General features: G+C 62.7%; 27 protein-coding genes. 12 read left to right on the forward strand and 15 right to left on the reverse strand.

Annotated features, from left to right (window positions below):
• Positions 1–26 precede the first annotated feature (26 nt).
• The gene (locus RQ479_RS30845; RefSeq protein ID WP_376703507.1) at positions 27–998 is read left to right on the forward strand and encodes a hypothetical protein; all 972 of its coding nucleotides are present in this window, start codon (positions 27–29) and stop codon (positions 996–998) included.
• Positions 999–1,011: 13 nt separating this feature from the next.
• Here the strand turns inward: RQ479_RS30845 and RQ479_RS30850 are convergent, their stop codons facing one another.
• The gene (locus RQ479_RS30850; RefSeq protein ID WP_376703508.1) at positions 1,012–1,506 is read right to left on the reverse strand and encodes a YegJ family protein; all 495 of its coding nucleotides are present in this window, start codon (positions 1,504–1,506) and stop codon (positions 1,012–1,014) included.
• Between the two features lie 193 nt (positions 1,507–1,699).
• Here RQ479_RS30850 and RQ479_RS30855 point away from each other — a divergent pair, with 193 nt between their 5' ends.
• A complete protein-coding gene (locus RQ479_RS30855) occupies positions 1,700–3,322 on the forward strand; it encodes an FAD-dependent oxidoreductase (protein ID WP_376703509.1) in 1,623 nt (540 codons plus the stop codon).
• Positions 3,323–3,329: 7 nt separating this feature from the next.
• Here the strand turns inward: RQ479_RS30855 and RQ479_RS30860 are convergent, their stop codons facing one another.
• From RQ479_RS30860 to RQ479_RS30870, 3 genes are all read right to left on the reverse strand, one after another.
• Positions 3,330–3,845: a hypothetical protein gene (locus RQ479_RS30860; RefSeq protein ID WP_376703510.1), complete on the reverse strand. Its 516-nt coding sequence runs from the start codon at positions 3,843–3,845 to the stop codon at positions 3,330–3,332.
• A 158-nt stretch (positions 3,846–4,003) separates the two neighbouring features.
• Positions 4,004–5,134, reverse strand: a complete 1,131-nt coding sequence (locus RQ479_RS30865; protein WP_376703511.1) for a hypothetical protein — start codon at positions 5,132–5,134, stop codon at positions 4,004–4,006.
• 6 nt (positions 5,135–5,140) lie between these two features.
• Complete coding sequence (locus RQ479_RS30870; protein WP_023719157.1) at positions 5,141–5,575, reverse strand: DUF4383 domain-containing protein; 435 nt, start codon at positions 5,573–5,575, stop codon at positions 5,141–5,143.
• Between the two features lie 739 nt (positions 5,576–6,314).
• On the opposite strand from RQ479_RS30870, the gene RQ479_RS30875 reads away from it, so the two are divergent.
• Positions 6,315–7,253 (forward strand): diacylglycerol/lipid kinase family protein, encoded by a 939-nt coding sequence (locus RQ479_RS30875; protein ID WP_376703512.1) that lies wholly within the window; start codon positions 6,315–6,317, stop codon positions 7,251–7,253.
• 99 nt (positions 7,254–7,352) lie between these two features.
• On the opposite strand, the gene RQ479_RS30880 is transcribed toward RQ479_RS30875, so the two are convergent.
• The 4 genes from RQ479_RS30880 to RQ479_RS30895 form a co-directional block, all read right to left on the reverse strand.
• Positions 7,353–8,564, reverse strand: coding sequence for a mandelate racemase/muconate lactonizing enzyme family protein (locus RQ479_RS30880; protein WP_376703513.1), 1,212 nt, complete (start codon positions 8,562–8,564; stop codon positions 7,353–7,355).
• Positions 8,561–10,177 carry a GMC family oxidoreductase gene (locus RQ479_RS30885; RefSeq protein WP_376703514.1) on the reverse strand — a complete coding sequence of 539 codons (1,617 nt, stop codon included), beginning with the start codon at positions 10,175–10,177 and terminating at the stop codon, positions 8,561–8,563. The genes RQ479_RS30880 and RQ479_RS30885 overlap by 4 nt, the downstream gene beginning before the upstream one ends.
• 141 nt (positions 10,178–10,318) lie before the next feature.
• Positions 10,319–10,852, reverse strand: coding sequence for a GNAT family N-acetyltransferase (locus tag RQ479_RS30890; protein ID WP_376703515.1), 534 nt, complete (start codon positions 10,850–10,852; stop codon positions 10,319–10,321).
• Between the two features lie 149 nt (positions 10,853–11,001).
• Positions 11,002–11,793, reverse strand: a complete 792-nt coding sequence (locus tag RQ479_RS30895; RefSeq protein ID WP_376703516.1) for an alpha/beta fold hydrolase — start codon at positions 11,791–11,793, stop codon at positions 11,002–11,004.
• 105 nt (positions 11,794–11,898) lie between these two features.
• On the opposite strand from RQ479_RS30895, the gene RQ479_RS30900 reads away from it, so the two are divergent.
• From RQ479_RS30900 to RQ479_RS30925, 6 genes are all read left to right on the forward strand, one after another.
• Positions 11,899–12,804 (forward strand): LysR family transcriptional regulator, encoded by a 906-nt coding sequence (locus RQ479_RS30900; RefSeq protein ID WP_376703517.1) that lies wholly within the window; start codon positions 11,899–11,901, stop codon positions 12,802–12,804.
• Between the two features lie 413 nt (positions 12,805–13,217).
• On the forward strand, positions 13,218–14,729 hold the full coding sequence (locus RQ479_RS30905) for a LuxR C-terminal-related transcriptional regulator (protein WP_376703518.1): 1,512 nt from the start codon (positions 13,218–13,220) through the stop codon (positions 14,727–14,729).
• A gap of 109 nt (positions 14,730–14,838) precedes the next feature.
• Positions 14,839–15,501: a hypothetical protein gene (locus RQ479_RS30910; RefSeq protein WP_376703519.1), complete on the forward strand. Its 663-nt coding sequence runs from the start codon at positions 14,839–14,841 to the stop codon at positions 15,499–15,501.
• 39 nt (positions 15,502–15,540) lie between these two features.
• A complete protein-coding gene (locus RQ479_RS30915; RefSeq protein ID WP_376703520.1) occupies positions 15,541–15,993 on the forward strand; it encodes a nuclear transport factor 2 family protein in 453 nt (150 codons plus the stop codon).
• A 771-nt stretch (positions 15,994–16,764) separates the two neighbouring features.
• Positions 16,765–17,160 (forward strand): acyl-CoA thioesterase, encoded by a 396-nt coding sequence (locus RQ479_RS30920; RefSeq protein ID WP_023678380.1) that lies wholly within the window; start codon positions 16,765–16,767, stop codon positions 17,158–17,160.
• A gap of 142 nt (positions 17,161–17,302) precedes the next feature.
• Positions 17,303–17,623 (forward strand): hypothetical protein, encoded by a 321-nt coding sequence (locus RQ479_RS30925; protein ID WP_023719143.1) that lies wholly within the window; start codon positions 17,303–17,305, stop codon positions 17,621–17,623.
• 50 nt (positions 17,624–17,673) lie between these two features.
• Here the strand turns inward: RQ479_RS30925 and RQ479_RS30930 are convergent, their stop codons facing one another.
• Positions 17,674–18,042 (reverse strand): helix-turn-helix domain-containing protein, encoded by a 369-nt coding sequence (locus tag RQ479_RS30930; RefSeq protein WP_023678378.1) that lies wholly within the window; start codon positions 18,040–18,042, stop codon positions 17,674–17,676.
• Between the two features lie 91 nt (positions 18,043–18,133).
• Between RQ479_RS30930 and RQ479_RS30935 the strand changes: the two genes are divergently transcribed.
• On the forward strand, positions 18,134–18,739 hold the full coding sequence (locus RQ479_RS30935; protein WP_352743234.1) for an NADPH-dependent FMN reductase: 606 nt from the start codon (positions 18,134–18,136) through the stop codon (positions 18,737–18,739).
• Positions 18,740–18,814: 75 nt separating this feature from the next.
• Here the strand turns inward: RQ479_RS30935 and RQ479_RS30940 are convergent, their stop codons facing one another.
• Complete coding sequence (locus RQ479_RS30940) at positions 18,815–19,207, reverse strand: winged helix-turn-helix transcriptional regulator (protein ID WP_376703521.1); 393 nt, start codon at positions 19,205–19,207, stop codon at positions 18,815–18,817.
• Positions 19,208–19,305: 98 nt separating this feature from the next.
• On the opposite strand from RQ479_RS30940, the gene RQ479_RS30945 reads away from it, so the two are divergent.
• The gene (locus RQ479_RS30945; protein WP_376703522.1) at positions 19,306–20,286 is read left to right on the forward strand and encodes a zinc-binding alcohol dehydrogenase family protein; all 981 of its coding nucleotides are present in this window, start codon (positions 19,306–19,308) and stop codon (positions 20,284–20,286) included.
• Positions 20,287–20,335: 49 nt separating this feature from the next.
• Here the strand turns inward: RQ479_RS30945 and RQ479_RS30950 are convergent, their stop codons facing one another.
• From RQ479_RS30950 to RQ479_RS30970, 5 genes are all read right to left on the reverse strand, one after another.
• Positions 20,336–21,013: an HAD family acid phosphatase gene (locus RQ479_RS30950; RefSeq protein WP_352802704.1), complete on the reverse strand. Its 678-nt coding sequence runs from the start codon at positions 21,011–21,013 to the stop codon at positions 20,336–20,338.
• Between the two features lie 255 nt (positions 21,014–21,268).
• Positions 21,269–21,703 (reverse strand): peptidylprolyl isomerase, encoded by a 435-nt coding sequence (locus tag RQ479_RS30955; protein WP_376703523.1) that lies wholly within the window; start codon positions 21,701–21,703, stop codon positions 21,269–21,271.
• Between the two features lie 234 nt (positions 21,704–21,937).
• Positions 21,938–22,480 (reverse strand): SDR family oxidoreductase, encoded by a 543-nt coding sequence (locus RQ479_RS30960; protein WP_376703524.1) that lies wholly within the window; start codon positions 22,478–22,480, stop codon positions 21,938–21,940.
• Positions 22,481–22,702: 222 nt separating this feature from the next.
• Complete coding sequence (locus RQ479_RS30965) at positions 22,703–23,188, reverse strand: VOC family protein (protein ID WP_376703525.1); 486 nt, start codon at positions 23,186–23,188, stop codon at positions 22,703–22,705.
• Positions 23,189–23,260: 72 nt separating this feature from the next.
• Positions 23,261–23,446, reverse strand: a complete 186-nt coding sequence (locus tag RQ479_RS30970) for a DUF1127 domain-containing protein (protein ID WP_376703526.1) — start codon at positions 23,444–23,446, stop codon at positions 23,261–23,263.
• 207 nt (positions 23,447–23,653) lie between these two features.
• Here RQ479_RS30970 and RQ479_RS30975 point away from each other — a divergent pair, with 207 nt between their 5' ends.
• Positions 23,654–24,547 carry a transcriptional regulator GcvA gene (locus RQ479_RS30975; RefSeq protein WP_376703527.1) on the forward strand — a complete coding sequence of 298 codons (894 nt, stop codon included), beginning with the start codon at positions 23,654–23,656 and terminating at the stop codon, positions 24,545–24,547.
• The last annotated feature ends 39 nt before the right edge of the window (positions 24,548–24,586 follow it).

Here is a 24,586-nt window from a genome sequence, read left to right on the forward strand (position 1 = left end):
GGGCAGGCTTGTGGCGGCGGTGGGTGATGGAAACTGCGGATTTCATGCCGAGCGAAGCGGTGATCGCCGGCCTCAGGAAGAACATCGAGGCCTATGAGGCCGAAAGAGCTTCGGCCCATCGCCGGACGCGCTGGCGGGTGCCACTTTTCATCGGGCTGGTGCTGGTGTTCGTGGTGTTTGTGGCCTGGCTCTTCAACGGGGTTGCCGACCCGAACGAGCAGTGGTTCTCGACCCCGCATGTGTTCCTCTATATCGGCGGATTCCTGGCTGCGATCTTGCTTTATTTCCAGGCGATCAAGCCGGCGAGCAAATTGCAGCAGTCGTTTCGCAGCACGCTGTTGCCGATCGTCTTCGGCTTCATCGAGGACATGCAGTATCGGCACAACGTCAAGCCGAATTCGTTCGACCGCCTGCCGCGTGAGACGGTTGGCCCGTTCAACCGACAGTCTTTCGACGATGTTTTTTCCGGCCGCTACGAAGGGTTTCCATTCGAGCTGTACGAAGCAGATCTACGGGAAGGGACGGGCAAGAGCACGACGGCAGTGTTCAAGGGCGTCATCGTCGCCTTCGAGACGATCGTGCCGTTCCCCGGCACATTGGTCGCCGCGCGCCGGACCAACAAAGCCGTCGGCTTCTTCCGCGGCATCTTCGGCAGCAAGATGCAGGAATTGTCCAGCGGCGTGCCGGAGCTCGATGCCGCCTACGAGTTCCGCACCGACAACATCGAGGCGGCGCGGCCGCTGGTGACCGGCCGGCTGGCGCAGGCGCTGCAATGGCTCGGCGAGACCCGGCCGAACGATCCGGCACGCGTGGCGCTCAGCGGCAGTGACGGCTTCCTGCTGCTGCCGCAGGAAAGGAATTTCTTCGAGCTGCCGGATATCCCCACGCGCCTCGACTACACCAAGCATGTCGCGCCGATGATCGCCGACATGGGCGCGATCCTGGCGACAGCGGCGCTGGTGCGCAAGATCGGGGCGAGGGACGAGGAGGCGGGTTAGTCCGGCTGGGCGGTCAGCAATCGAAGCCGCGTTGGCTACGCATGTAGTCGACTTCTTCCTTCGACATCGACCTGAACATCACACAAACGGTGAAACTGCCAACCTGGTGACCGTTTCTGGTGTATCCCCAGTCGGAAATATCGTCTCGGTTGAATTCGATATACTGGCCAGCCACGACGTTGTGGACACTATGTGGCTCATTCGCCAATATCCCCACGAATCCGGTTTCGTTCCGCTGGAACGGGATGACCCAGAAGTGTTCGGTCACATTTCCGTCCTTGATCATCACCTTCAGTTTGAATGTGTCCGTTCCAGGTGGCGGTGTCTGGGATAGTGCCAGGAATTCATCCAGGCTGGCACGTGCCTGTGCAGTCGCCGCCGCCATATCTGGATCGTCAGGCGCGACTGCGACGACGCTGTCCTCGCCCTGACTGGAGTCCTGAGCCTCGGCGGATATCGGAGCAAGCGCTAGCATCAGGGACAGTATCGCGCGGGACACGTGCTTCATGGAATGGGCGCCCTTACAATGGTCAGCATCATCATGGATCCGTTCGCTTTTTCAATCATAGCGCGAAAAATACCTTCATTGCAACCATAAGAAAATGCTCCTGATGCCTCAACTGCCGCTGTAGTTCTGCTACGCACTCCGGCTATGGTTTTTGCCGGAAGCTCGCGCTATCTCTGAGGGCAGCGAGGGATTCATGATCGGAGAACGCAAGGGGTTTCGCCTGTCGCGGCGGCTGCTGCTGGGTGCGGCGGTGGTGGGCGGCGCGATGCTGTGGGGCGGCACGACCGTGGCGCGGCTGGCGCGCGGTCCGTCCGGGCAGAAGAATTCCGGGCGCATTGCCGACATTGACGGGATCGACCTGGCTCAGACGCCGCTGGAGGGCCCGCCAGCCTACGATCCGGCGCTACCATGGCTGACCAAGGGCGGCGACATCAACGATGCCAGCGGCCTGTCGATGACGCCAGTCTACGGCGTTATCGAAGTCAGCGAGGAAGACCACATTGCGAGCGCGTTGGCCTTTGCCCGCACCAATGGCTTGAAGGTCTCGATCGCGGCGGTGCGCCATTCGATGGGCGGCCACGCTTTCGACGACAACGCACTGGTCCTCGACATGCGCAAATTCAACAAGGTCAGCGTCGATGCGGCGGCGAAGACGATGACCTTGCAGCCGGGCGCGCACTGGCACGACATTCAGAACCTTTTGCACCCGCGCTTTGCGGTGAAGGCTATGCAGTCGACCGACATCTTTTCGGTCGGCGGCTCGCTGTCGGTCAACGCGCATGGCATGGACCACCAGGCCGGCTCCGTTGCCGGCTCGATCCGTTCGATGCGGGTGATGCTGGCGGACGGTTCGGTGACAACCTGCTCACCGGCCGAAAAGACCGAGCTGTTCCGCCACGTCGTCGGCGGCTACGGTCTGTTCGGCGTGGTGCTGGAGGCGACGCTCGACATCGTCGACAACGCCGTCTACCGGACCTCGCGCGAGATCATCAAATCGGACGACTTTCCAACGTTCTTCGCCGAGGTGCTGGAGCCAAACAGGGCGATCGGCCTGTTTTATGGGCATCTGTCGACTGCGCCGGGCAATTTCCTCGAGGATATGATCGTCTACCGCTACGACAAGGTCGCCGACCAGCCGCCGGCCGACCAGCCGGCAATCGGCGAACCGAGTTCGGTCGGGCTCAAGCGGGTGATCATCAACCTGGCGAAATGGGGCAGCCTGTTCCAGGAGCTGAAATGGTTCACCGAAAAGACGCTGGAGCCGCAATTCGAGAGCTGCACGGTGGCGCGGACGACGGCAATGGCCGAAGGCGAGGCCTGCCTCGTCACCCGCAACAATCCGATGCACGATTCCGTGCCCTATCTGTTCAACGATCTGCTCGACGAGACCGACATCCTGCACGAGTATTTCATCCCGCGCGCCGCCTATAACCCGTTCATCGCGGAAGCGCGCGAGATCCTGCGCAACCAGGGCCTGCCGGTGCTCAACGCGTCGGTGCGCATCGTCCACAAGGAGGATGTGGCGCTGAATTATGCGCCGGAGCCGGCCTATTCGCTGGTGCTCTACATCAATCAGCCGACAGACGCCGACGGCAATGCCAGGATGCGGGCGCTGACAAGGGCGCTGATCGATGTGACGATCAAGCATGGCGGGCGTTTTTTCCTGCCCTACCAGCTTCATTATACGGGCAAGGAACTGCTTGCCTCCTATCCGGAACTGCCGTCCTTCCTGGCGAAGAAGCGGCAATACGATCCGGGAGAGCTGTTTTCGTCGACGTTTTATCGCGCCATCACGGCATTGATCGGCACGGCCTGAGCGGCGGCTACAGACCGTCAGGCAGCTTCGCCGCCAGCCAGTTCGCCGAACGCCTGGCGATGCCGATCGTTGCCGATGCGGCGCGGCCGAGATCGGTCTTGACCACGGCGTAGCCGGCCTTCGTGCGGTAGAGCACGGCGGGGCCGCCATCGACCGCCGCTTCATAGGCGACCGGCCGGACGGCTTCCGTTTCCGTCGCCGTGGCCTGCGTTCCGACGGCAGCACTGGGCCGATGGCTCAGCTCCGGTGGCAGCGGGTCTGTCGCGGCCGTGCTGGCCGTCGTCAATTCGGGCTCCGAAGCGGTCGCCGCGAGCTGCGATGACGAAGACGAGTTTTGTGTCCGGCAGATGCCGGAGACCAGCGGATAATCGAAATTGCGCTCGTGCAGCATCTGGCTTTTCATCGCCGCTTCGCATTCGGCGATGGTCGACCATTTGGCGGGCGTCTCGCCGATATATTCGCAAAGCCTGGCGTCGCAATCGCAGCCGACGATGGTCATGGCGACAAGGGCGGTCTTTATCACGGTCTTGTCCCTCCGAGTTGCCTGGCGATGTGCGCAAGACAAATTGCTACGGCATCATCAATCGTTGCGGAACAAGGCGGGATTTGGCCGCGATTGTGGAATGAGCGTGGCGGAGCATCACGCAACGTCTTGCCGGGGCCGGCTGTGACCGAAAGGCCTCAGTAGTCGTAGACGTGCTCGAGCCTGGCGCCCGCCGTCATCAGCGCCGGCAGCACGAGGTGCAGCTTGCGCACGGCGACGGTCAGGCCGGTGCGGCGCGTGGAGGGTTCCGCCGGAAGCGGGTAGCTGAACAAGGTGCGTGCGCCTTCGGGAACATTGATCTCGTCATTGGAAAGCATGGTGACCATGATCTCGTCATTGCCGCCGATCTCGACGAAGGAGACGCCCTTGCCGATCAGGCGCGGGATCATGTCGGTGAACACCTGGTAGCGCCTGGTGACGAAGACCGTGCCGTCGGCGCCGAGATCGCGCTCCAGCAAGGTGTCGGGCTCGTTACGCGTCACCTCGCTGACCGGACCCTTGGCCCAGACGTGAATGTCGAGCAAGGCCGGGTCGGTGGTGGCGGCGAGCGCCGACTTGATCAGATCGGCGTAGCCCTGCTTGATGGTGTCGGCGAGGCCGAAGGCGAGCTTGCGTTCGCTGGTGCGGACGGCGCTGTCGTCCGCTGCCGGCTCGACGGCAAACAGGCCGGCGCGCTTTTCGGCATAGGGGAACTGGTACCACGGCACCTGGTCTAGAAAACCGGCATACTCGGCCGCCACCTTGGCCTGGTAGATGTCGACCGCGGTGCGCTTGCCGGCTGTCGCTTCGGTGACGCGGCCGACCGTATTTTCATAGGCCCACTGGATGGCGTGCTCGATCGTGTGGCTGGTGCCGATGATCACCAGCATCTGGTGGTTGTCGAGGTTGAACTTGTAGGTGGAACTGGCGCGGATGACCATCGCATAGTCCTGCCAGAAGCGACCGATATAGGAGAGATAGGGAAAACCGCTCGGCTGGTTCTTGTCGACGAAGCCGGCATATTCGCGGGCGGCGTAGACGATGGCCCATTCCGGATAGGTGAGAAAGGTCGATTCCTCCGGCCGCTGGTAGCCGGGGATCTCGGCACGGACCTTGTCGGCCAGCGCCTTCGGCGGGGCACCCTCGGTGACGCCCGGCAATGGTGTTGTGTCCAGCGACGGCGTCGTGAGAAAGCCGTAGGCCAGCCCGGCGATCGGGATCAACACGACAATGACGACGAGCCGGAGGATCGCCTTGATGATGCGCTTCAGCCAGCGGAACAGGAACATGGCCGGTCAGGCCGTGGCGAAATGGTCGTACACACGTTTCGACAGCCAGAACCCGACATAGACGGCGAAGCCGCCGATGACGATGTGCGGCAGGTTGGCGAAGAAGCGGGCCGGGAATTCGATGTCGTTCAGGGAGCGGAAGCCGTTGATGAAGATGCCGCCATCGAGGCAGCCGGAACCGGTGACCAGGCCGAGCACGCCGTCAAACAGATAGACCGAGCCGAACAGCTTGAAATAGAACACCGCCTGGCGGTGCGAGATGAAGGCGGCCGCCAGCGCCCAGACGCCGGAGAAGGCGTGCAGCAAATCGTCATACCATTGCAGCGAGAACAGGCCGAACAGATTGCCGCCGGCATCGTTGAAGGCCGGCACATAGCCGATCGCAACAACACCGAAGAACAGGAAAGCATAGGCAACAGCAAGCTTCTGGATGAGCGTCATGAAATGTCCCCCTGCCGTTAGCCCTTTTAAACGGTCCCCGACGGCAAATGGATAGTAGCTGATTTTGGCGCAGCGTGAAGCGTCGCCGGCAAAATCGTCAGGCGGGGCCACAAAGACAGTCGGCGCCGGGATTTCTCCCAGCGCCTCCCTGTCAGATCAGGACACGGTCGCGGCAGCAACTCCCGAAAGATGTCGCGCCATGCCGGCCTTGATTTTGACGGTCCTGCCAGTCGCCACCCGAGGGCAGCGTCCGTTCCGGACCACGCCGGTCTCCACTCTTGCGAGCTTTGCCCAGCGCGCCATCGAAGGTTTTTGCCGTCCTTCATGGCAGCATCGGTCCGCCGTCGGCGTTCGCACGCTTTCCGCGGCCCCGTAGGTCTCGGCGTCCATCCCTCCAACAGGCAAGCCTGTTCTCGTTCAGGGCCGTACGGGCCTCAGGAAATCCCCGTTCCGCTTTGCCTTTCGGCATGGCGATCGGTAGCCGCCTGAGATGGGTTTAATGTACGCCGGGTAAGTGTTTGGCGAAACTGCCGCGAGCCTGTGGATAGCGGGATTATCGGGGACTGAGTCCGGCACTGGAGCGAATTGCCGATCTTCGACGCCGACCGCCTGCCGGGATTTGGCGTCTCGATGCCGAAACCGCGTTATTGAGCATTCGTCCCTTGCCCCGCGGCTCGGCGCGGGCTTCAATGCCGGCAAATGATTGGAAGGCGTGTTCGATGGCCTTGGGGAGGCAGGCTTGAAGGTCGCGGTGATTCTCAATCCGATCGCCGGCGGCGGCAGGCTCAAGCGGCATTGGCCCGAGATTGCGGCTTCGCTGAAAAGACATTTCGGCGATTTCGAGCTGCGTGAAACGCAGGCCGAGGGCGATGCCGAACGGCTGGCGCTCGACCTTGCCGCCATCGGCTTCGAGCTGGTGATCGCGGCGGGCGGCGACGGCACGGCCAGTGAGGTCGCCGACGGGCTGCTGAAGGCTTTCCGGGAAAGCGGCCGGACGGCCGAACTCGGGCTGCTGCCTTGCGGCACCGGCATCGACTTCGCCCGCGGGCTCGGCCTGTCGAACGATGTTGATCTGACGCTGAAGCGGATTGCCGAGGCCAAGCCGCGCAAGGTCGATGCCGGCTGCATCAGCTATGTCGACGACCACGGCGCGCTGGCCAGCCGCCATTTCATCAACATCGCCAGCCTCGGGCTTTCCGGAGCTACCGACCGTGCCGTCAACGCCGACAAGCGCAAGGGCAAGGTTTCGGCCAAGGCGCTGTTCTACTGGCGCACGGTCTGGGAGTTCCTCCGCTATCGATTCCAGGAGGTTGCGATCACCGTCGACGACGGTGCCCCGGTCGAGGCGCGCATGGCGCTGGTGGCGGTGGCCAACGGCAAATTCTTCGGCGGCGGCATGATGATCGCGCCCGACGCCGAGCTTAACGACGGCGAATTCGACATCGTCATCCTGCGCGCCGCCGGCAAGCTGAAGCTGATCTGGGACATCCGCCTGCTCTATGGCGGGCGGCACCGCAACCATCCGGCGATCACCATCCTGCGCGGCAAGAAAGTGGTTGTCGAGCCGCTCGGCGATCTGCAAAAGAACGCCGCGCTGATCGACATAGACGGCGAATCGCCGGGTCGCATACCGGCGACCTTCGAGATCCTGCCCGGTGCGTTGACGCTGAGATATTGAATCAAGCCGTTGAGGGATCGATTCAAGTTCTTTCGGCGGTGATTCCAGCCCTACGTCCAACACGTTGAAATCGTGTGACATTGTCGCCCGCTCGACAGATCACGGCATCAACGGCGTCTGCATCATCTGCAAATGCAGGTCCTTGCCGGTCCAGGGATGCGCCTCGCAGACGGCTTCGTCGAGCTCGACGCCGAGGCCTGGCTCCTTCGACGGGATGACGTTGCCGTCCTGCCATTCGATTTTCTTCTTGAGCAGCTTCTCGTGAAAACCGCCCCATTGCTTCAGCGATTCCAGAATGAGGAAGTTGGGCAGCGTCACCGCGAGCTGGATGTTGGCGGCGCCGACGATCGGCCCGCAATAGCAGTGCGGCGCGATCTGGATGTGATAGGCTTCGGCCATGGCGGCGATCTTCTTGGTTTCGAGAATGCCGCCGGAGCGGCCAAGGTCGGGCTGCAGAATGGTCGCCGCACGGTTCTCGATGACGCGGGCAAATTCAAATTTCGTGGTCAGTCTTTCCCCTGTTGCGATGGGGATCGAAGTGCCCCGCGCCACTTGAGCCATGACCTCGGGCATGTCGGGCGGCACCGGCTCCTCGAACCACAGCGGATCGTAGGGTTCGATGGCGCGGGCGAGGCGCAGCGCACCCGAAGCGGTGAACTGGCCGTGCGTGCCGAACAGGATGTCGGCTCTGGTGCCGACCGCCTCGCGGATCGCCTTGACCATGCGGGCGGAGAGGTCGATGTCGACGAGGCGCGGCTGGTGGCCGTCGAAGGCGGTGTAAGGGCCGGCCGGGTCGAGCTTGACCGCATTAAAACCCTGCTCGACATATTCGAGCGCACAGGCGGCGGCCAGATCTGGATCGTTGTAGACGTTCTTGCCGCGGGCGTCCTCGGAGTGGACGCTGCCGCTGTGCGGGTAGAGGTAGGTATAGGAACGCAGCGTTTCGTGCACCTGGCCGCCAAGCAGCTTGTAGACCGGTTTGCCGGCCTCCTTGCCGATGATGTCCCAGCAGGCGATTTCGAGCGCCGAGAAACAGCCCATTCCCGACACGTCGGGGCGCTGGGTGAAGCCGGACGAATAGGCGCGGCGGAAGAAATTTTCGACGTCGTGCGGATCGCGGCCGATCAGATAACGCTCGGCCATGTCCTCAACCATCTTCGCCGTGACGTGGGCCGAGAAGGTGGCGTTGTAGGCCTCGCCATAGCCGACGACGCCGCCATCGGTGGTGAGCTTGACGAAAATGAAATATTTGCCGCCGATGCCGGGTGGCGGATTGCCGACAACCCAGGTCTTGACGTCGGTGATTTTCATTTTTGATCCTCCAGAACCAGTTCGGCGCCCTTCCATCCGGTCATGATCGCGGCGGCGTTGGTGTTGCCGGTTATGTTGTCGGGAAAGATCGAGGCGTCGATGACGCGCAAGGCGTCGATGCCGTGCACCCGCAGGCGCGGATCGACGACGGCGCGCGCCGGGTCGGGCCCCATGCGGCAGGTCGAGACCGGGTGATAGACGGTGCCCGAGCGCTTCCTGAAATCCTGAATGAGATCCGCATCTGAGGTGACCGAGGGACCAGGCAAAACCTCCTCTTCGATGATCTCGGCCATCGCCGGCATCGAGGCGATCTTCCTGACGAATTTCACCGCCGCCAGCATTTCGGCGATATCTGCCTCGGTCGAAAAGGCGTTGGCGACGATTCTGGGATAATCGCGCGGATTGGCGGAACGGATCATGATTTCGCCGCGGCTCGACGGACGGCAATTCGAGAGGCCGATGGAAAAGCCCGGCCATGGGTCGGGCGTCAGGATCGGCCGTTCGCCACTCTTCGGAATGACCGTCGAAAACGCCTGGAAATAGAGCTGCATGTTGGGCCGTGCCGTGGCCGGATCGGTGCGGAAGAAGCCGCCGGCATTGTTCATCGACAGCGACAGCGGGCCCGACCGCAAAAACACGTACTGCATGCCGACCATCAGCTTGCCCCACCACGGGCGCAGGATCTGGTTGAGCGTCGGCAGCCTGCCCTTGAAGGTATAATTGATGCCGACGTGGTCCTGCAGGTTTGCCCCGACATTCTCGTTGGCGTGAACGACAGGAATGCCGAGCGCGCCAAGAAGCGCCGACGGGCCGACACCGGAAAGCTGCAGCAGTTGCGGCGAATTGACCGAACCACCCGACAGGATGACCTCGCGGCCGGCGCGGGCGGTTTTCGTGGCGCCATTCTGGAGATACTCGACACCGACGGCACGCTTGCCCTCGAACAGGATTTTTGTCGCCAGCGCATTGATCTCGACGCGGACGTTTTTGCGCTTCATCGCGGGGCGCAGGAAGGCGCGCGCCGCCGACATGCGGCGGCCGTTCCTGGTGGTGATCTGGTAGACGCCGGCGCCTTCCTGCGAGGCGCCATTGAAATCCGGGTTGAGCGGCAGGCCCGCCTGGCTGGCGGCGGCGAGATAGCGCTTGGTGAGCGGGTGGACGGAGGTCGAGCAGTCGGTGACGTGCAGCGGCCCGCCGACGCCGCGCCATTGGTCGGCGCCCGCCTGGTTATCCTCCAGCGCCTTGAACGCGGGCAGCAGGTCGTCGAAGCCCCAGCCGGGATTGCCGGCCGCTGCCCAGGCGTCGAAATCCTCGCGTGCGCCCCTGATCCAGACCATGGCGTTGATCGAGCTCGAGCCGCCGAGCAGCTTGCCGCGCGGCCAGTGGTCGACATTGCCGGCCAGGCCCGGATCCGGCTCGGTCTTGTAGTTCCAGTTGACCGCCGGGTCGAAGAAGGTTTTGCCATAGCCGAGCGGCATCTGCACGTAGAAGTGGCGGTCGCTGCCGCCGGCCTCGAGCACCAGCACCGAGAAGCGGCCGGAAGCCGACAGCCTTTCGGCCAGGACCGAGCCGGCCGAGCCGGAACCGACGATGATGAAGTCATAGGTCTGCATGGTGGATAAGATGGCCCTGAATTTTCGCCCAGCCTAGACGCCGCGGACCGCCGCCATCATCGGAGCTTCCGGCATTGCTTGTGAAAAAAGCGACTGGCACCTGACCTGAAGCGGTTCTGCCATCGACGGCAGCCAGACCCATCACTGCTTGAATTCATAGCGCATGATTGGGCGGGCGGGCGTCCTGCGAGCGACGACCCTGAACCCGGCGCGCGCGAAGGTGGAGGCATATCCGCTGCCGGAAGCGCTCGGCGATACGTCGGCGTCGAAAGGATAGGCTTCGAGTGCAGGAGCGTTTGCGCGCCTTGCGATTTCCAGAGCCTGTGCAATCAGCTGGGATGTTACGCCCCGCCGGCGGTATTGTTTTCGCACGTAGAGGCAGGACAGGGACCAGACCGGCCTGTCATCCACGCGCTTGAGCTGCCATAGCCGATCGAGCCAGGGCAGGGCATCCCGCGGCGTCACCTGGCACCAGCCGACAGCCATATCGCCGTCGAAAGCAAGCAAACCTGGAGGCGGACCATGCTGGACGGCTTGCCGGAACGCTGCCTTGTTTTCCTCGCCGGGTCGCTTTCGATAAGAACGACCGATCCGCCCGTACATACACCAACAACGACTGCAGACGGCGCTGTCACCGAACAGATCCTCGAGCGCCGGCCACAGATCGGGCGTCAATGGGCGAATGCTGAGTTCCATGTCAGCCGTCATTCGCTATCGATGTTGCCCAGTCTAGCCTGCATTGCGCGCTAGCGCATCATAGGTTGCGGTCCATGCGGGCGATGTTCGAAACGGGGATTCGCTCAGCATCCCCGCCGTGCTCCGGCTCAGCGCAGAAAACCGAGCACGGCCTCCATGAATTCGGCGGGGTACTCGACATTCGACAAGTGAACCGCGGGCAGGACAACCAGTTTCGCGCCGGGCACCGTCGCCGCGATCAGCTCGCTGTGACTGGCGGCTGTCACAGTGTCGTGCCGGCCGGCGATCACCAGCGTCGGCGTGGAAATCAGCGCTACGGTTCGGCGAAGGTCCGCATCGCGAACCGCCGCGAACAAGCCAGCCAAGCCTTGCCGGTCGATGCCCAGCAGCATGGCGCGAAATTCTTCGACGACGGGCTTGTTGGCCGCCAGCATACGCGCAGGAAACCAGTTGCCCAGGAACATCTCGGCGGTTTCCGACATGTCCGGCGCCTGCAGCACGGCGGCAATCCGCTCGTCAAACTGCTTTGCCGGTCCGAGATAGGACGAGGTGTTGCTCAGGATCAAGCGCTCGATCCGCTCGGGCGCTTGAATGCCGAGCCACTGCCCGACGAAGCCGCCCAACGACAGACCGAGGAGGTGTACGCGTTCAATGCCCCGGGCATCGAGCAACTCGATCACGTCGCGGCCAAGCCGGTCGAGCGAATAAGCGCCGGCCGGAACGCTAGACCCTCCATGGCCGCGAAAATCATAGCGCAGAACACGGAAATGCTTCGACAGCTCGTCGACCTGCATGTCCCACATCCGCAGTGTGGTGGCGATGGAATTCGACAGCATCAGCACGGGTTTCCCGGCGTCGCCGTCGATGCGGTAGGCGATGCGTGTGCCATCGCCGACGGTCACGAAATCCAGCTCATTCATGGTGAATACACCTTCCTTCTTGGAGCGTTGAATGTGGCAAAGCCTAGCCGCGGCGTGCTTTGATGATATTACAAAGATAGGACGATCTCTGTAATAGAAGCTGACATGGCCGAATTCACCCTGCACGACCTGCAATGCTTCGATGCCGTTGTCCGCTGCGGCGGCTTCCAGCCTGCGGCGGCCATGCTGCATCGCTCGCATCCGGCGGTGTTCGCCGCCGTTGCAAAGCTGGAGCGGCAACTCGACCTCGTTCTTTTGGATCGCAGCGGCTATCGCGTGCGCCCCACCGAGGCAGGGCTGTCGTTCCATCGCAGGGCACAATCGCTGCTGCGCGAGCTGGAAGGCTTGCGGCTTCATGCTGCTCAGCTGTCAATGGGCGAAGAAACCGAGATCCATGTGGTGATCGGCGACCTTTGCCCGCGCCCGCAGGCACTGGGCATGCTCGGACGGTTCTTCGCCCAGTGTCCGGGCACACGCCTGCATCTGCACTTCGAGGCGGTGGGCGGCCCGTGGGAGCGCCTCTTCGATGACGAAGCCGATTTGATCCTGCACTGGATCGACAAGAGCGATCCGCGGGTGGAATGGATCGATCTGTGCAAGGTGCAATTCGTTCCGGTAGTGGCGTCGGGCTTTCTGCCGGAGCGCATCAAGCACCCCATCACGCCGGATCAGATGCACGCGTTCACCCAATGTGTCATGCGCGACACGGCCCGCCATTCGCCGCAACAAGACTACTTCATGATCGAGGGTGCGCCTCAATGCATGGTGGCCGATCAGGGGATGAAGAAGGAAATCATCCTGCAGGGCCTCGGGTGGGGCCACATGCCCCGCTTCCTGATCGAGGATGAGCTGCGCGACGGACGCCTGCAATCCATTGCCGGCCGCCATCTGCCAGGCCGTACCGAGGAGTTGGTGGTGGCGCGCCGCCGCGACCGGCCGCACGGGCCGATCTCGAACCGTCTGTGGGATCATATCGAGCAAGAGGCGCCGACGTTGGGGCGGTTCCGGTAGAGGGCGAAATGACACCCTAAGCGGCCATGACACGTTTCACACGACAGGGATTTTAGCCGGTTTCGCCACACAACAGTCGCTGGACAAACACCTTGCAGACGGCAGAGTGCGACCCTTCCCGGTCCTCGGCGGCGGACGCGATGAACGGCTCGATTGAGCCCGAAACGAACTTCTGCCACATCGGTAACCTGCCGCCACCTCCTCAGCAAGATATGTGCTATTCTGAGGATATGCCCGCGCCCTCCGACCGATCACCCGACAAGTCGCCGGAAGACGGTGCAGTTGCATCGGATCCGTATGCGGAGCTAGCCAATCGCGGAGATTGGTCCAGGCTTCACCGCGAACTGTCAGACAGAGACCGCCGCAGTGAACTTGGCGGCGCCGAGCTCCAGCGCCTCGGGGAAGCCGCCTACATGCTTGGGCGCGAGGAGGAATTCGTTCGGGATTACGAGAGGGCCTTCGAAGAGCATCTCCGGAACGGACGCGAACGATCCGCAGCGCGTTGCGGCTTCTGGATCGGGCTCACCCTGATGTTTCGCGGCGAATTCGCCCAAGGCAGCGGATGGCTGACCCGCGCCAACCGGCTGGTCGCGGATCATGCGCCGGAATGTGCAGAACAAGGTTACCTTCAGCTCCCAATGGTCGAACAATGCCTCGCCGCCGACAGTCCGGACGAAGCATTCGCGCACGCAACACGTGCTGCGGAGATCGGGCAGCGCTGCGACGATCCGGACCTCTTGGCTATCGCGCGCCACCTTCAGGGCCGGATATTGATCCTGCGCGGCGACTATGTGCGCGGCTTCGAACTGCTGGACGAGGCGATGGTTTCGGTCACCTCGGGCCGGCTCTCACCGATCGTTACCGGGCTGGTCTACTGCAGCGTGATCGAGATCTGTCAGAAATTTCATGCCACGAGCCGGGCGAGGGAATGGACATCGGCGCTGATCGGATGGTGCGCGGGACAGCCCGACATCGTTGCCTTCACCGGCCGATGCCTGATCCACCGGGCCGAAATCCTGATCCTCGACGGCCACTGGGACGAGGCCGGCCGCGAGGCCAGTGTCGCCAGCATCCGCCTTCAGCAGGGGCCCTCGAAGCACCACGCCGGTCCGGCATTCTACCAGAAGGGCGAGGTCTTTCGCCTCCGCGGCCAATGGGACGAGGCCGATGCCGCCTATCGCGCAGCGAGCAGGCTCGGGTTCGATCCCCAGCCGGGGCTGGCGCTTATGCGATTGCAGCAGGGGCACGAGCAGCCGGCCCTTTCGGCGATCCGCCGCGCACTGCAGTCGGTCGACGACATGTCCGGCAAACTCCGCCTCTTGCCGGCTGCGGTGGAAATCACTCTCGCTGTCGGTTCGGCCGATGACGCCTGGGAACTGTGCGAAACACTGCGCGACTGCGCGCGCCAATATTCCGCTGATGCAGTCCGCGCCGCAGCCGCCGAGGCTACCGCGCGGGTGCTGATCCATGCTGGTCGAGCCGCGGAGGCATTGGCCCATATCCGGCGCGCAGTGGAAATCCTCTGGGACCTTCGGGCGCCCTATCATCTTGCCCGGATGCGGGTGGTGACAGCGCGGGCCTGTCTCGCAACCGGCGATACTGAAGCGGCGCAGACCGAACTGGACGAAGCGATAAGACTTTTCCGCGAGCTCGGCGCGCGCCCCGACGAAGCCGTTGCCGGCAAGCTGCGGGCTACCATGACGGCGACAGGCAGCGAAGCTCTCACCCCCAGACAGACGCAGGTTCTGCGCCTGATCGCGTCGGGCCTGACCAATCCGGAAATTGCCGGCGAGCTCGGTTTGAGCCAGCGGACGGTAGACCGTCACGTTAGCGATATCCTGACGCGGCTGAACGTGCGCACGCGCGCGGCAGCCACGGCCTTTGCGGTCGAGCACGGCCTGATCGGCATGGGCATATCTGGGTAATCTTACCCAAGCCAAAATTTCTCGCTGCGTGGGTATTTACGCCGAAGCGGGCAACCGTGGCGCGGGTCTAAACTTCATGGCGTGGCAAAGGCCACAGGAGGTTTTCCCGATGCAAACGAATAGTAACAGCATGAGCGGGCCGGGCGGTGTCTGGCTCGCCACGGGAACGCTGCTGCTGGCGGCTGCGCTCGTCTTTCACGGGCCACCGGACGCGGATTTGTCGGTTCAGATGCAGAATATCGCCGAGGGCCATGGGCGATGGGCTACGGTCCATTGGACGGCGGCAGCGGCGCTGTTCCTGATCGCCGGCGCTTCGTTCCTGAACCTGGCGCTCAACGCCCGGGTCCGGCATTCGCCGATGCTGAGTTCCGCCTGGATGGTGATGGCTCTCGGCGCCCTGACCACGTTTTCCACCGCAGTCGCCGAGGCATCGGTGGTCGCGGTCGCGGCCGACCGGGGTGACACCAACGCCTTCATGACCTGGTGGGCGTTTTCCGGCGGCATGGGTAACGGATTCTGGGCGCTGGCCTTGGCGACAGCGCTTGTCGCGTATCACGACGCCCGCGATAACGTCGGGATACTGCCCCGATGGGCCGCGATCGTCGGCTCGGCGTTCGGTATCCTTTCGGCAACCGGGTGGACACTCGGTGAGCAGCTCGGGATCGGCATCGGGGGTCCGATCTGGCTGATTTCCTCGCTTCTCATGTGCCTGTGGCTCGCGTGGTACGGGCTGTCCTCAAGCAGCGTCCGGTCGGGGCAAGCCACGGCGTAAAGCGCCTGATCCAGCATCATCTTGAGACAGGAGGAAAAAATGTCCCTTCAAACGAAGGAAATCGAGGCGACGATCCACGACATCCACGAATTCTTCGCCGACTGGGTGGCGGGCCGATGCCCTGGCGACGACGCGACGTTCAAGAAGAACGCGCTCGACCGGATCAGCGACGATCTGGTCGCCATCATGCCAGGCGGCAGGGCGTTCGGGAAAAAAGACTTCGCAGGTTACATGAAGAGCATCTACGGATCGAATCCGGCCTTCCGTATCAAAATACGCGACATCCGGATCAGCCATCAAAGCGCCGACCTGGCGGTCGTGAACTACCACGAATGGCAACGCGACGCGAAGGACTCCGATGAACCGAACAATGGCCGGGTCACGACGATGGTGGTCCGCGATCGCGGCTACAGCCGCGGGCCCGAGATCTTGCAGGTTCATGAAACCTGGCTCCCAGCCGATGTCGTTCAGTCCGCGGATTTCGCGTTCTGAAAAGCGTCGGTCCGAAACGGGCAGAGAAAGGAATTGCGCTGGCGGGACCATCGGCTCTGCCGCCGTCATGGAGCCAGAACTTTGCTTCTTTTCAGCCCGAATTGATCCACAGTCACCTGCCCTTCCCAGGCATCGATCATGTTATTCGCGAAGGCAACACCTACGCCTACGTCCCGACGCCCTGGCCCACTTTGTGAAGCACGCCTATCGGCAGGGGCTTGGTTCTGTCGCGCCATCGGGCGCGCCAGCTTTCTCGTTGCAGCCATTTAGAGAACGGCGAACTTCGGTTACAACATTACCGGAGCAGGAGCATAGAACCATGAAATGGAGACGAGTCTTGGCCGCTTCAACTGTGCTCGCGGTCGTGCTCGTCCTTGGATATTCTGAGGGTTACACAGGTCGGTTCCTGTGTCGCAATTTCAAGGACGGCTGGTTTGAAAGGAGTGGGTTTATGGCGTGCTATAGAGCGCCATAGCCCACATCGATTGACCGCTTTCCGCCCATATTGTTGAAAAAGTCACCCAGCCAACCGCCTGACACATTCCGTTAGAATTTAGTTTCAGGACGAGGTTGATCGCGTATCACGAATACGCTGCCAGCTCCGCTACGGAATGCAATCCTAATGGTTGCGCTCGTCTAGCTTCGCGCCGCATCTTTTCAACACTGTCGACCGATACCCGAACTTCAGGCTGCGACACCATTCAGTGGCGTTGACCTGCCCGTGCCATGACGGTACGGGATCGGGCGTTCGGCTTCGAGAGGATTGGCCAAATGGTGCATTACGCGGACGGGCGGCCGATCGGCGATCTGACGCTCAGGACGCTGGCCATGCCTTCCGACGCCAATGCGGCGGGCGATATCTTCGGCGGCTGGGTGATGGCGCAGATGGATCTGGCCTGCGGCATCCGCGCCGCCGAGCGCGCCAAGGGCCGCGTGGTGACGGCGGCGGTGAAGGAAATGTCCTTCGCCAAGCCAATGAAGATCGGCGACACGCTGTGCATCTACACGCATGTCGAACGTGTCGGCCGTACCTCGATGACGCTCAAGGTCGAGGCCTGGGCGCAGCGCTATCTCTCCGACCTGATGGAGAAGGTCACCCATGCCGACTTCGTCATGGTGGCGCTGGACGGCGAAGGCAAGCCGAAGGCGGTTCCGGCCGAAGGCTGACCGGCCTGATTCCAGAAGACGGATTTAAACAGCCGTCTCTCCCGCGCGGGGGATGCGGGCAGCGATCCCGCGTGGTTTTTGGCCAACGGGTTCCCGCATGCGCGCCTGCAGCGCGACCGGCGGGATCTTGGGAGGAAAGACAATGCGTCAACACATGCTGAACGCTGCGCTGGCCGGTGCCTTTGCAGCCTTGCTCTGCCTGTCGTCCGCAAGCGCTTTTGCCGAGGTCAAAAAAGGCGATCCAGGCGCAACCTGCACATCGGAAAACCGCACCATCAACGGGCAGGCGGCCAAGTGCGAGATCTGCTCGGCGACGAAATGCGACACCAGCGGCACGACGGTGAGCAATTGCCGCAAGGAGACGACCACGACCTGCACGATTGGCGGCAAGGTGGTCAGTCCCAACCCGAAATGGAACCGGATCGAGAAGCTGCCGAAGAGCAAGATGCAGTTACAGCAGTAGGGCTCATCCGGAGGATCCCCGACAGGTTCAAACCCTTGCAGCGCAAGGGTTCAGCTGTGCATGGCGTCGAATTTTTCGCGCGCCGCCTTGACGCGCTCGGTGTTCTTGCGCGCCCATTCGCCGAGCGCATCGACCGGTACCAGAAGCTCGTAGCCAAGATCAGTCAATTCGTAGTCGACCCGCGGCGGGATGGTCGGGAACACCGTGCGGGTGACGAAGCCGTCGCGCTCGAGCCCGCGCAAAGTGGTGGTCAGCATCTTTTGCGAAATGCCGCCGACGGCGCTGCGCAGCTCGTTGAAACGCAGCGGCCCGTTGCCGAGCTTGCCAACGACGAGCACGGTCCATTTGTCGCCGACGCGCTGCAGGATTTCCGAGATGGCGCGGCAGTCCTCGGTGCGGTGCGGGTGCCTTGGTAACAAAAAAGTGCCTCCTTGCACATTGAGCGGCCAGTTACTCATATAGCTCAGGTATCTAAACGATACCAGTATTCCCGTAAGGAGAGCCCCCTCTATGTCAAAACCCAAAATCGCCATCATCATTGGTTCAACCCGCGCGGCCCGCTTTGCCGACGTCCCGACCCAATGGATTGCCAAGATCGCCAAGTCGCACGCCGACATCGACGTTGAAGTCGTCGACCTGCGCGATTTCCCGCTGCCGTTCTTCGATGAGGTCGCATCCTCCGCCTGGGCGCCGTCGCAGAACGAAGTGGCGCAGCGCTGGCAAAAGAAGGTCGCCGGATTCGACGGCTTCATCTTCACCGCCGCGGAATACAATCATGGCCCGACGGCCGTGCTGAAGAACGCCATCGACTACGCCGCCAACGAGTGGAACAAGAAGCCGGCCGGCTTCGTCGGCTATGGCAGCGTCGGTGGCGCGCGCGCGGTCGAGCAGCTGAGGCTGCATGCGGTCGAGTTGCAGATGGCGCCGGTGAAGTCCGCCGTACACATCGCTTGGGCCGATTTCCTTGCCGTCAAGCAAGGCGACAAGAAGCTCGATGAGTTCGAGCACCTCAACCAGGCGGCAACCGCGCTGGTCAACGACATTGCATGGTGGGCCAGGGTGCTGAAGACGGCGCGTCAGGCCGATGCCGTCGCCGAGGAAGTCAAGGCGGCCTGAGAGCAGGTTCGAACAGTCCTCCCAAGGATTAATTCTCCCAAGCAATTGGGGCTGCGCATGCGCCGCCCTTTTTGTTCACACGGCATGCGCGTCCTGCGCTTGCCGTGGCCTGATGATGCAATCGGCAAGGCGGTCCATCTCATTCAGCTCGTCGGCGTGGTGCTGGCCCCACTGGCACAGTGCCAGCATAATAGGCTCGAGGCTGAGGCCGAGCCGCGTCGCCGAATATTCGACGCGCGAGGGGATCTCGGCAAAGATCTCGCGGCGCACGAGGCCGTGCTCTTCCATTTCGCGAAGCTGCTGGATCAGCACTTTCTGGGTGGTATCGGGCATCAGCGCCTGCAGCGCCGACAGCCGCCGGGGCCCGTCGAAGAGATGGTACAGGATGACCGCCTTCCAGCGGCCCGAAATCACTTTCAGCGCGCGCTCCGCCGGCAGCATCGGCAGTCTCTTGATCAGCTTGGCCATAGTCACCTCCCGGTCAGCAGCGGACAAATCGGTGTGTAGTCGAAGCCAGGCAGATAGTGGCAAACAGCGGCCGATGCCAATAACGATCGGTGCACGCGATGAGAGCCATTCAACTGAGCCGTTTCGGCGGGCCCGACGTTCTCGACATAGTCGCGGTGCCGAAGCCCGAGCCGCAAGCCGGCGAGGTCCTGGTCCGCGTTCAGGCGGCCGGCGTAAATTTCTTCGAAGTGCTGATGCGTAGGGATCGCTATGCGGTGACGCCGCAGCTGCCGATGATCCCTGGCGTCGAGGCCGCCGGGATCGTGGAGGCGCTCGGGCATGGGGTGGAGGCTTCCTTGCTCGGCACGCGCGTCGCCGCGCCGTTGTTCGCCTCGAGCCGGCCGTTTGGCGGCTATTCCGAGTATGTGACGATCGACGCAAGCCTGGCCGTGCCCTTGCCGGATGCGCTCTCGTTCGAAAACGCGACGGCATTGATGGTGCAAGGACTGACGGCGTTGCATCTATCGCAGCAAAGCCCGCCGGCCGGCAGATCGGTGCTGGTCGCCGCTGCCGCGGGCGGCGTCGGCTCCCTGCTTGTCCAGCTTGCCAAGCGCGCCGGCGCGAGCCGCGTCACTGCGGCTGCCGGCAGCAAGTCCAAGCTCGACCTTGCTTTGTCGCTGGGGGCCGACGCTGCCGTCGATTACAGCAAGACGGATTGGCCGGAGCACGTCCGGGCAGCGACAGGCGGCGCTGGCGTCGACATCATCTACGACATCGTCGGCGGCCCGCTGACGGCGGTTACGCTGGAGGCTCTGGCGCCTTGCGGAGAGTTGGTCTTTGCCGCACTTGGCAGATATGCGCTCGGCACCCCGCAGATGGAGGCGATGATCGGCCGCAACCAGTCGTTGAGAGGTTTTGCACTGCTGCCGCTGCTCTCTGCAGACATGCTCCGTGATGACCTGTCGGAGCTCTTCAATCTGGCGGCAAGTGGTGAGCTTAAAGTGATCAACGGCGGTCGCTTCCCGCTCGACCAGGCCAGCCACGCACATCGCCTGCTGGAGGAGCGCGGCGCGACCGGCAAAGTCGTCTTGATACCTTAGTAGGTGCTCGGTAAGGAGCCGAGGATCCGGGCCTGTGCCGTACAGGCCGTCAGCGAACCCGGTAGAATGGATTTGGCAGCAGGAACAGCTTCTCGGCATGCCCGCCGAACAGGTCGGATGGCTGGTCACCGACATTGGCAATTATTGTGTAGCCGGCCTTTTCGATTTCGGCCCTTATGGGTGCCTTGAAATCCGCGGCGGAGCCGTATTTGGCCCCAGGCTGGACCATGTAAAGGTGCTCATAGCCGGCATAGCCGGCCGACTGCAGGTTCTGTTCGGTTGCCTGACGCTGGTCCTCCGGACGTCCGGTGATGAAGAACACCGCGACTTTCGCCGTTTGCGCCTGCCGGAAGACCTCCAGCACCGGATCAATGGCCGGATCCTTCGCAAGCTGGTCCCAGGCGGCCCAGCCACAGGGACCGTCGATAGCGATGTCGCAGGCGCCGCCGATCGGGCGCCCGAAATTGTCGCGTGTGATCACTTCCCAGTTGGCCAAAGCCGTCTCGTCGATATCGAGCACCAGTGCGGGGCGAGGCACCTCCATTGCGCGCTTGACGACCCAGTCGCCTGCCTGCTTCGCCACAGCGGCAAGGTCGCGATCATAGTCGCCGGAATCATGATAATTGGCAGCCGCCAGCATCGCATCGCCGACATTGGCTGGCTGGGACGGGCTTGTGAGAAGGAGCGAGTCGGAACGCGCCGGTCCAGGAACATTTGTGCCGATCATCAGCACGATTGCCCCGGCACGCGCAATTCTATTCCAACCAATCGCCCGCATCACGAGACTTTGCTGTCACGAGAAGTCGGCTGTCAAGCTGCGACGCTGAGTTGGACATTCCAGATGCCGAATGTCTCTAGGGTTGGTGCAAGCTACACGATTTCCGCCGTCGCGGTCTTTCCCTCCGACAGGTGACGCACCGCCGAAACCGCCGGCGGAAGTGCGTCACCCGAAAATCATGGCCGATACGCGCTTTGCCGTGCCCTACGCCGCCTGAACGATCTCGACCAGCTCGACGTCGAACACCAGATCCCGTCCCGCCAACGGATGATTGCCGTCGAGCTTGACGCTGGTGTCGTCCACGCCGACGACTGTTACCGGCATCGGGCGCCCTTCTGAGGTTCTGACCTGCAATCGAGCGCCGATATCGACGTTGATGTTGTCTGGCACGCGGGCGCGGTCGACGGTCATGACCGCTTCGGGGCGGTGGGGGCCGTAGGCGGCGTCGGCGGGAATGGTGACGGTGCTTTTCGCGCCCACCTCCATGCCCTCGACATGGGTTTCAAGACCAGGGATCACTTGTCCTTCACCCAGCGTGAATTGCAGCGGTTCGTTGCCGGAAGAATCGAACTGAGTGCCGTCGGCCAGGCGGCCATTGTAATTGATGCGCACGGTGTCGCCATTCTTGGCCTGTGTCATGATAGCCATCCTTTGAAAGTTTCGAGGGGCCGGCCAAAGCTCACGGTCCCGTCCTCGATCATCCACGCACTTAGGTGCGCGGCGCGAAACGCTAAAACTAGGGACCTGGCTGCCGATGTAAACCCCGATTGAGCGACGCCGGCAGGGACCCGCCGGCGTTCGCCGCCTTCGGCAGGAGTGCGCCGGTCTAGCGGTCATGCCGGCTCACCCATTCAGGCGGCGTGCAAACGGCGGCTAGATCAGGTTATGGCCGCCATCGATGCGGATTGTCTCGCCAGTCGTGAACTCGCTTTCCATGAGGTAGACATAGGCGGCGGCGACGTCCGCAGCGGTCGGAATTTTTCTCGATGGCAACCGGGCAGCCATGTCGGCAAAGAAGCCGGATTTGGCTTCTCCAACGATGTCCCACATCGGTGTGTCTACCCATCCGGGCGACACGACATTGACGCGCGTCGGGGCCAGTTCGAGCGCCAGGGCGCGGGCGAAGTAGCTGAATGAGCCGGCAATTGCGGAGACGACCGAGCCTCCCGGCACCGGCGGCCGATCCTTGTTTATTCCAGAGGTGAAGGTCATGGAGCCGCCGGCTTTCAGGGTGCGCACAGCGTGCTTGGCGAGCAAGACGGCGCCAATCAGCTTGTTATCGACGAAGCGTCGCGCAGCCTCCATATCGGTACTGCCGATGGGATCGCCGGGCGGCAGTGTTCCGGCGGTCGATACCAGGTGATCGAAAGGACCGACCTCGTCGAACAGGCGGGCGACGTCTGCTTCGTCGGTCATGTCGGCGACCAAGCTGGTCACGTGGCCCGCATTGAGCGTCCGTTCGTCTCGGCGTCGCGGAAGCTGCTCTCAACAGCGGAGCGAAGGTCGTGATCGTCGGCCGGTCGCCCGAGAAACTGCAGGCAGCCGCTCGTGGACAAGAAAGTCATCGTCGTCGGCGGCAGCTCCGGCATCGGTCGATGTCATAGGGGTTCTCCGTTCGTTGCGATTCCGGTGGGAGAGTCAGGCCTTGCCCGCGTAGGCGGCTTCGAGGTCGGCGACGATGATCTTGCGCATCCCGTACATCGCCTGCCGGACGCGGTTGGCCTTTTCGCGATCCGGATCGGCACTGAGCCGCGGCAGGATTTCAGGGATGACCTGCCAGTAGACGCCGAACTTGTCGGTAAGCCAGCCGCAGGGTTGTGCCCTGCCGCCGCCGGCGGTGAGCGCCTCATAGTAGTAGTCGGTCTCGGCCTGGTCCTTGGTCTCGATGTAGAGCGAGAGCCGCTCGTTGAAGGGCGGCTGCGGCCCGGCATTGAGCGCAGTAAGGTGCAGACCCTCGACCTCGAAATCGAAGGTGGCATGCGGGACCGTCTTGTTGGTTCCGGACACCCAGTCGGTGTATTCGATGGTCTGGAGCGCTTTGCTGTTCTTGAAGACCGAGAGATAGAAATCGCGGGCTTGCTCCGCATCGGTGTTGAACCAGAGGAATGGGTGGATGGTGGCCATGTCCGTTCTCCATTAATTCCTTGCGACAGCGATCTTTGGCGAAGAGCCTGTCCGCTGTTGCTTTCGTTCAGGCTAGCGGTGGTCCGACGGCCAATAGACCGAGCCGTCCCAGTCGCGGGCAAACCCGAGGTCTTCGAGCCGGCGGGTCGAGAAGCGTGCAATCTGCCGCTCGATCCGGCGCCGGCTGGTCGAGGCGAGGATGCGGCCGGCCATGCCGGCGAGGGCGTCGACGATGGGTTCAACTCGTTTGGCGTTCATGGTGCTCTCCCAGAGTGCCGGCAGTTTCGGTTCCAGCAGTTGCCCCGCGACTTTCGTCAGCGAGAGTATCAGTCACATCAAACTTGCTTTTTTCAGCCGCGGTGAATGACTGATTACGTGAGCAAACATGCCGTCTCTCGGCCTGGACGACAAACGACTTATCGGCGACAATGTGTGAGCATCGCTCACACATACAGGTATCGATCCATGCCCCGGAAACTGCCTCCCCTCACCACCTTGCCGAGTTTCGAAGCGGCGGCGCGCGTGTTGAGTTTCTCCAAGGCGGCAGAGGAACTTCATGTCACCCACGGTGCGATCAGCCGGGCGATCAAGAATCTTGAGGATCAGCTCGGTGTGCAGCTGTTCGAGCGCGGTACGCGTTCGGTGAGCCTGACAGCCGTTGGCGAGCCCTATGCGCGGGCGGTGCGCGAGGTGCTCGACCAGTTGGCCGCCGCCACCGCTGCAGCAACAGCGCGCTATTCGAGCTCGACATTGAACGTCAGCACCTCCGATGGCTTCGCGGGGAGATGGCTGGTGCCGCGCCTCTACCGCTTTCACCGTGCGCATGGCGACGTCGATGTGCGGGTTTCGACGAGCGGGAAGCTGACCAACTTCCTCGGCGACGGCATCGATGTCGCCGTCCGTTATGGCAGCGGAAATTATCCGGGGCTCACGTCAGAGTTGCTGACCGGCGAGGAGGTGTTTCCAGTATGCAGCCCAAAGCTTCTTGAGGGCGCATACCCGCTCCGTACGCCTCAGGACCTCAGACATCACACGCTGATCCGTGACAGCTTTCCGATCGACTGGGCGACCTGGCTGGCAAGCGCCGGGGTCGAGGGCGTGGACCCGCAGAGCGGGATTACGTTTGACTCTGCCACCTTTGCCATGGAGTCGGCCGCACAAGGCGAGGGGGTGGTGCTCGGCCGGACCATGCTCGTTGCAGCCGACCTCGCCGCCGGGCGACTTGTCCGCCCCTTCGGCCACGCCCTGAAATCCCCCTCCAGCTTCTATCTCGTCTACCCGCCAGAGGCTATCCGTCAGCGCAAAGTCAAGGCTTTCCGGGATTGGCTGCTTTCAGAAGTCACGCCGCAAATGGACTGACGGGAAGGCCGAGAGAACAGGATCGTCTATATCGAGCGG

It is taken from the genome of Mesorhizobium sp. ISC25 (genome assembly GCF_042295465.1).
In the GTDB taxonomy this organism is placed as follows: domain Bacteria; phylum Pseudomonadota; class Alphaproteobacteria; order Rhizobiales; family Rhizobiaceae; genus Mesorhizobium.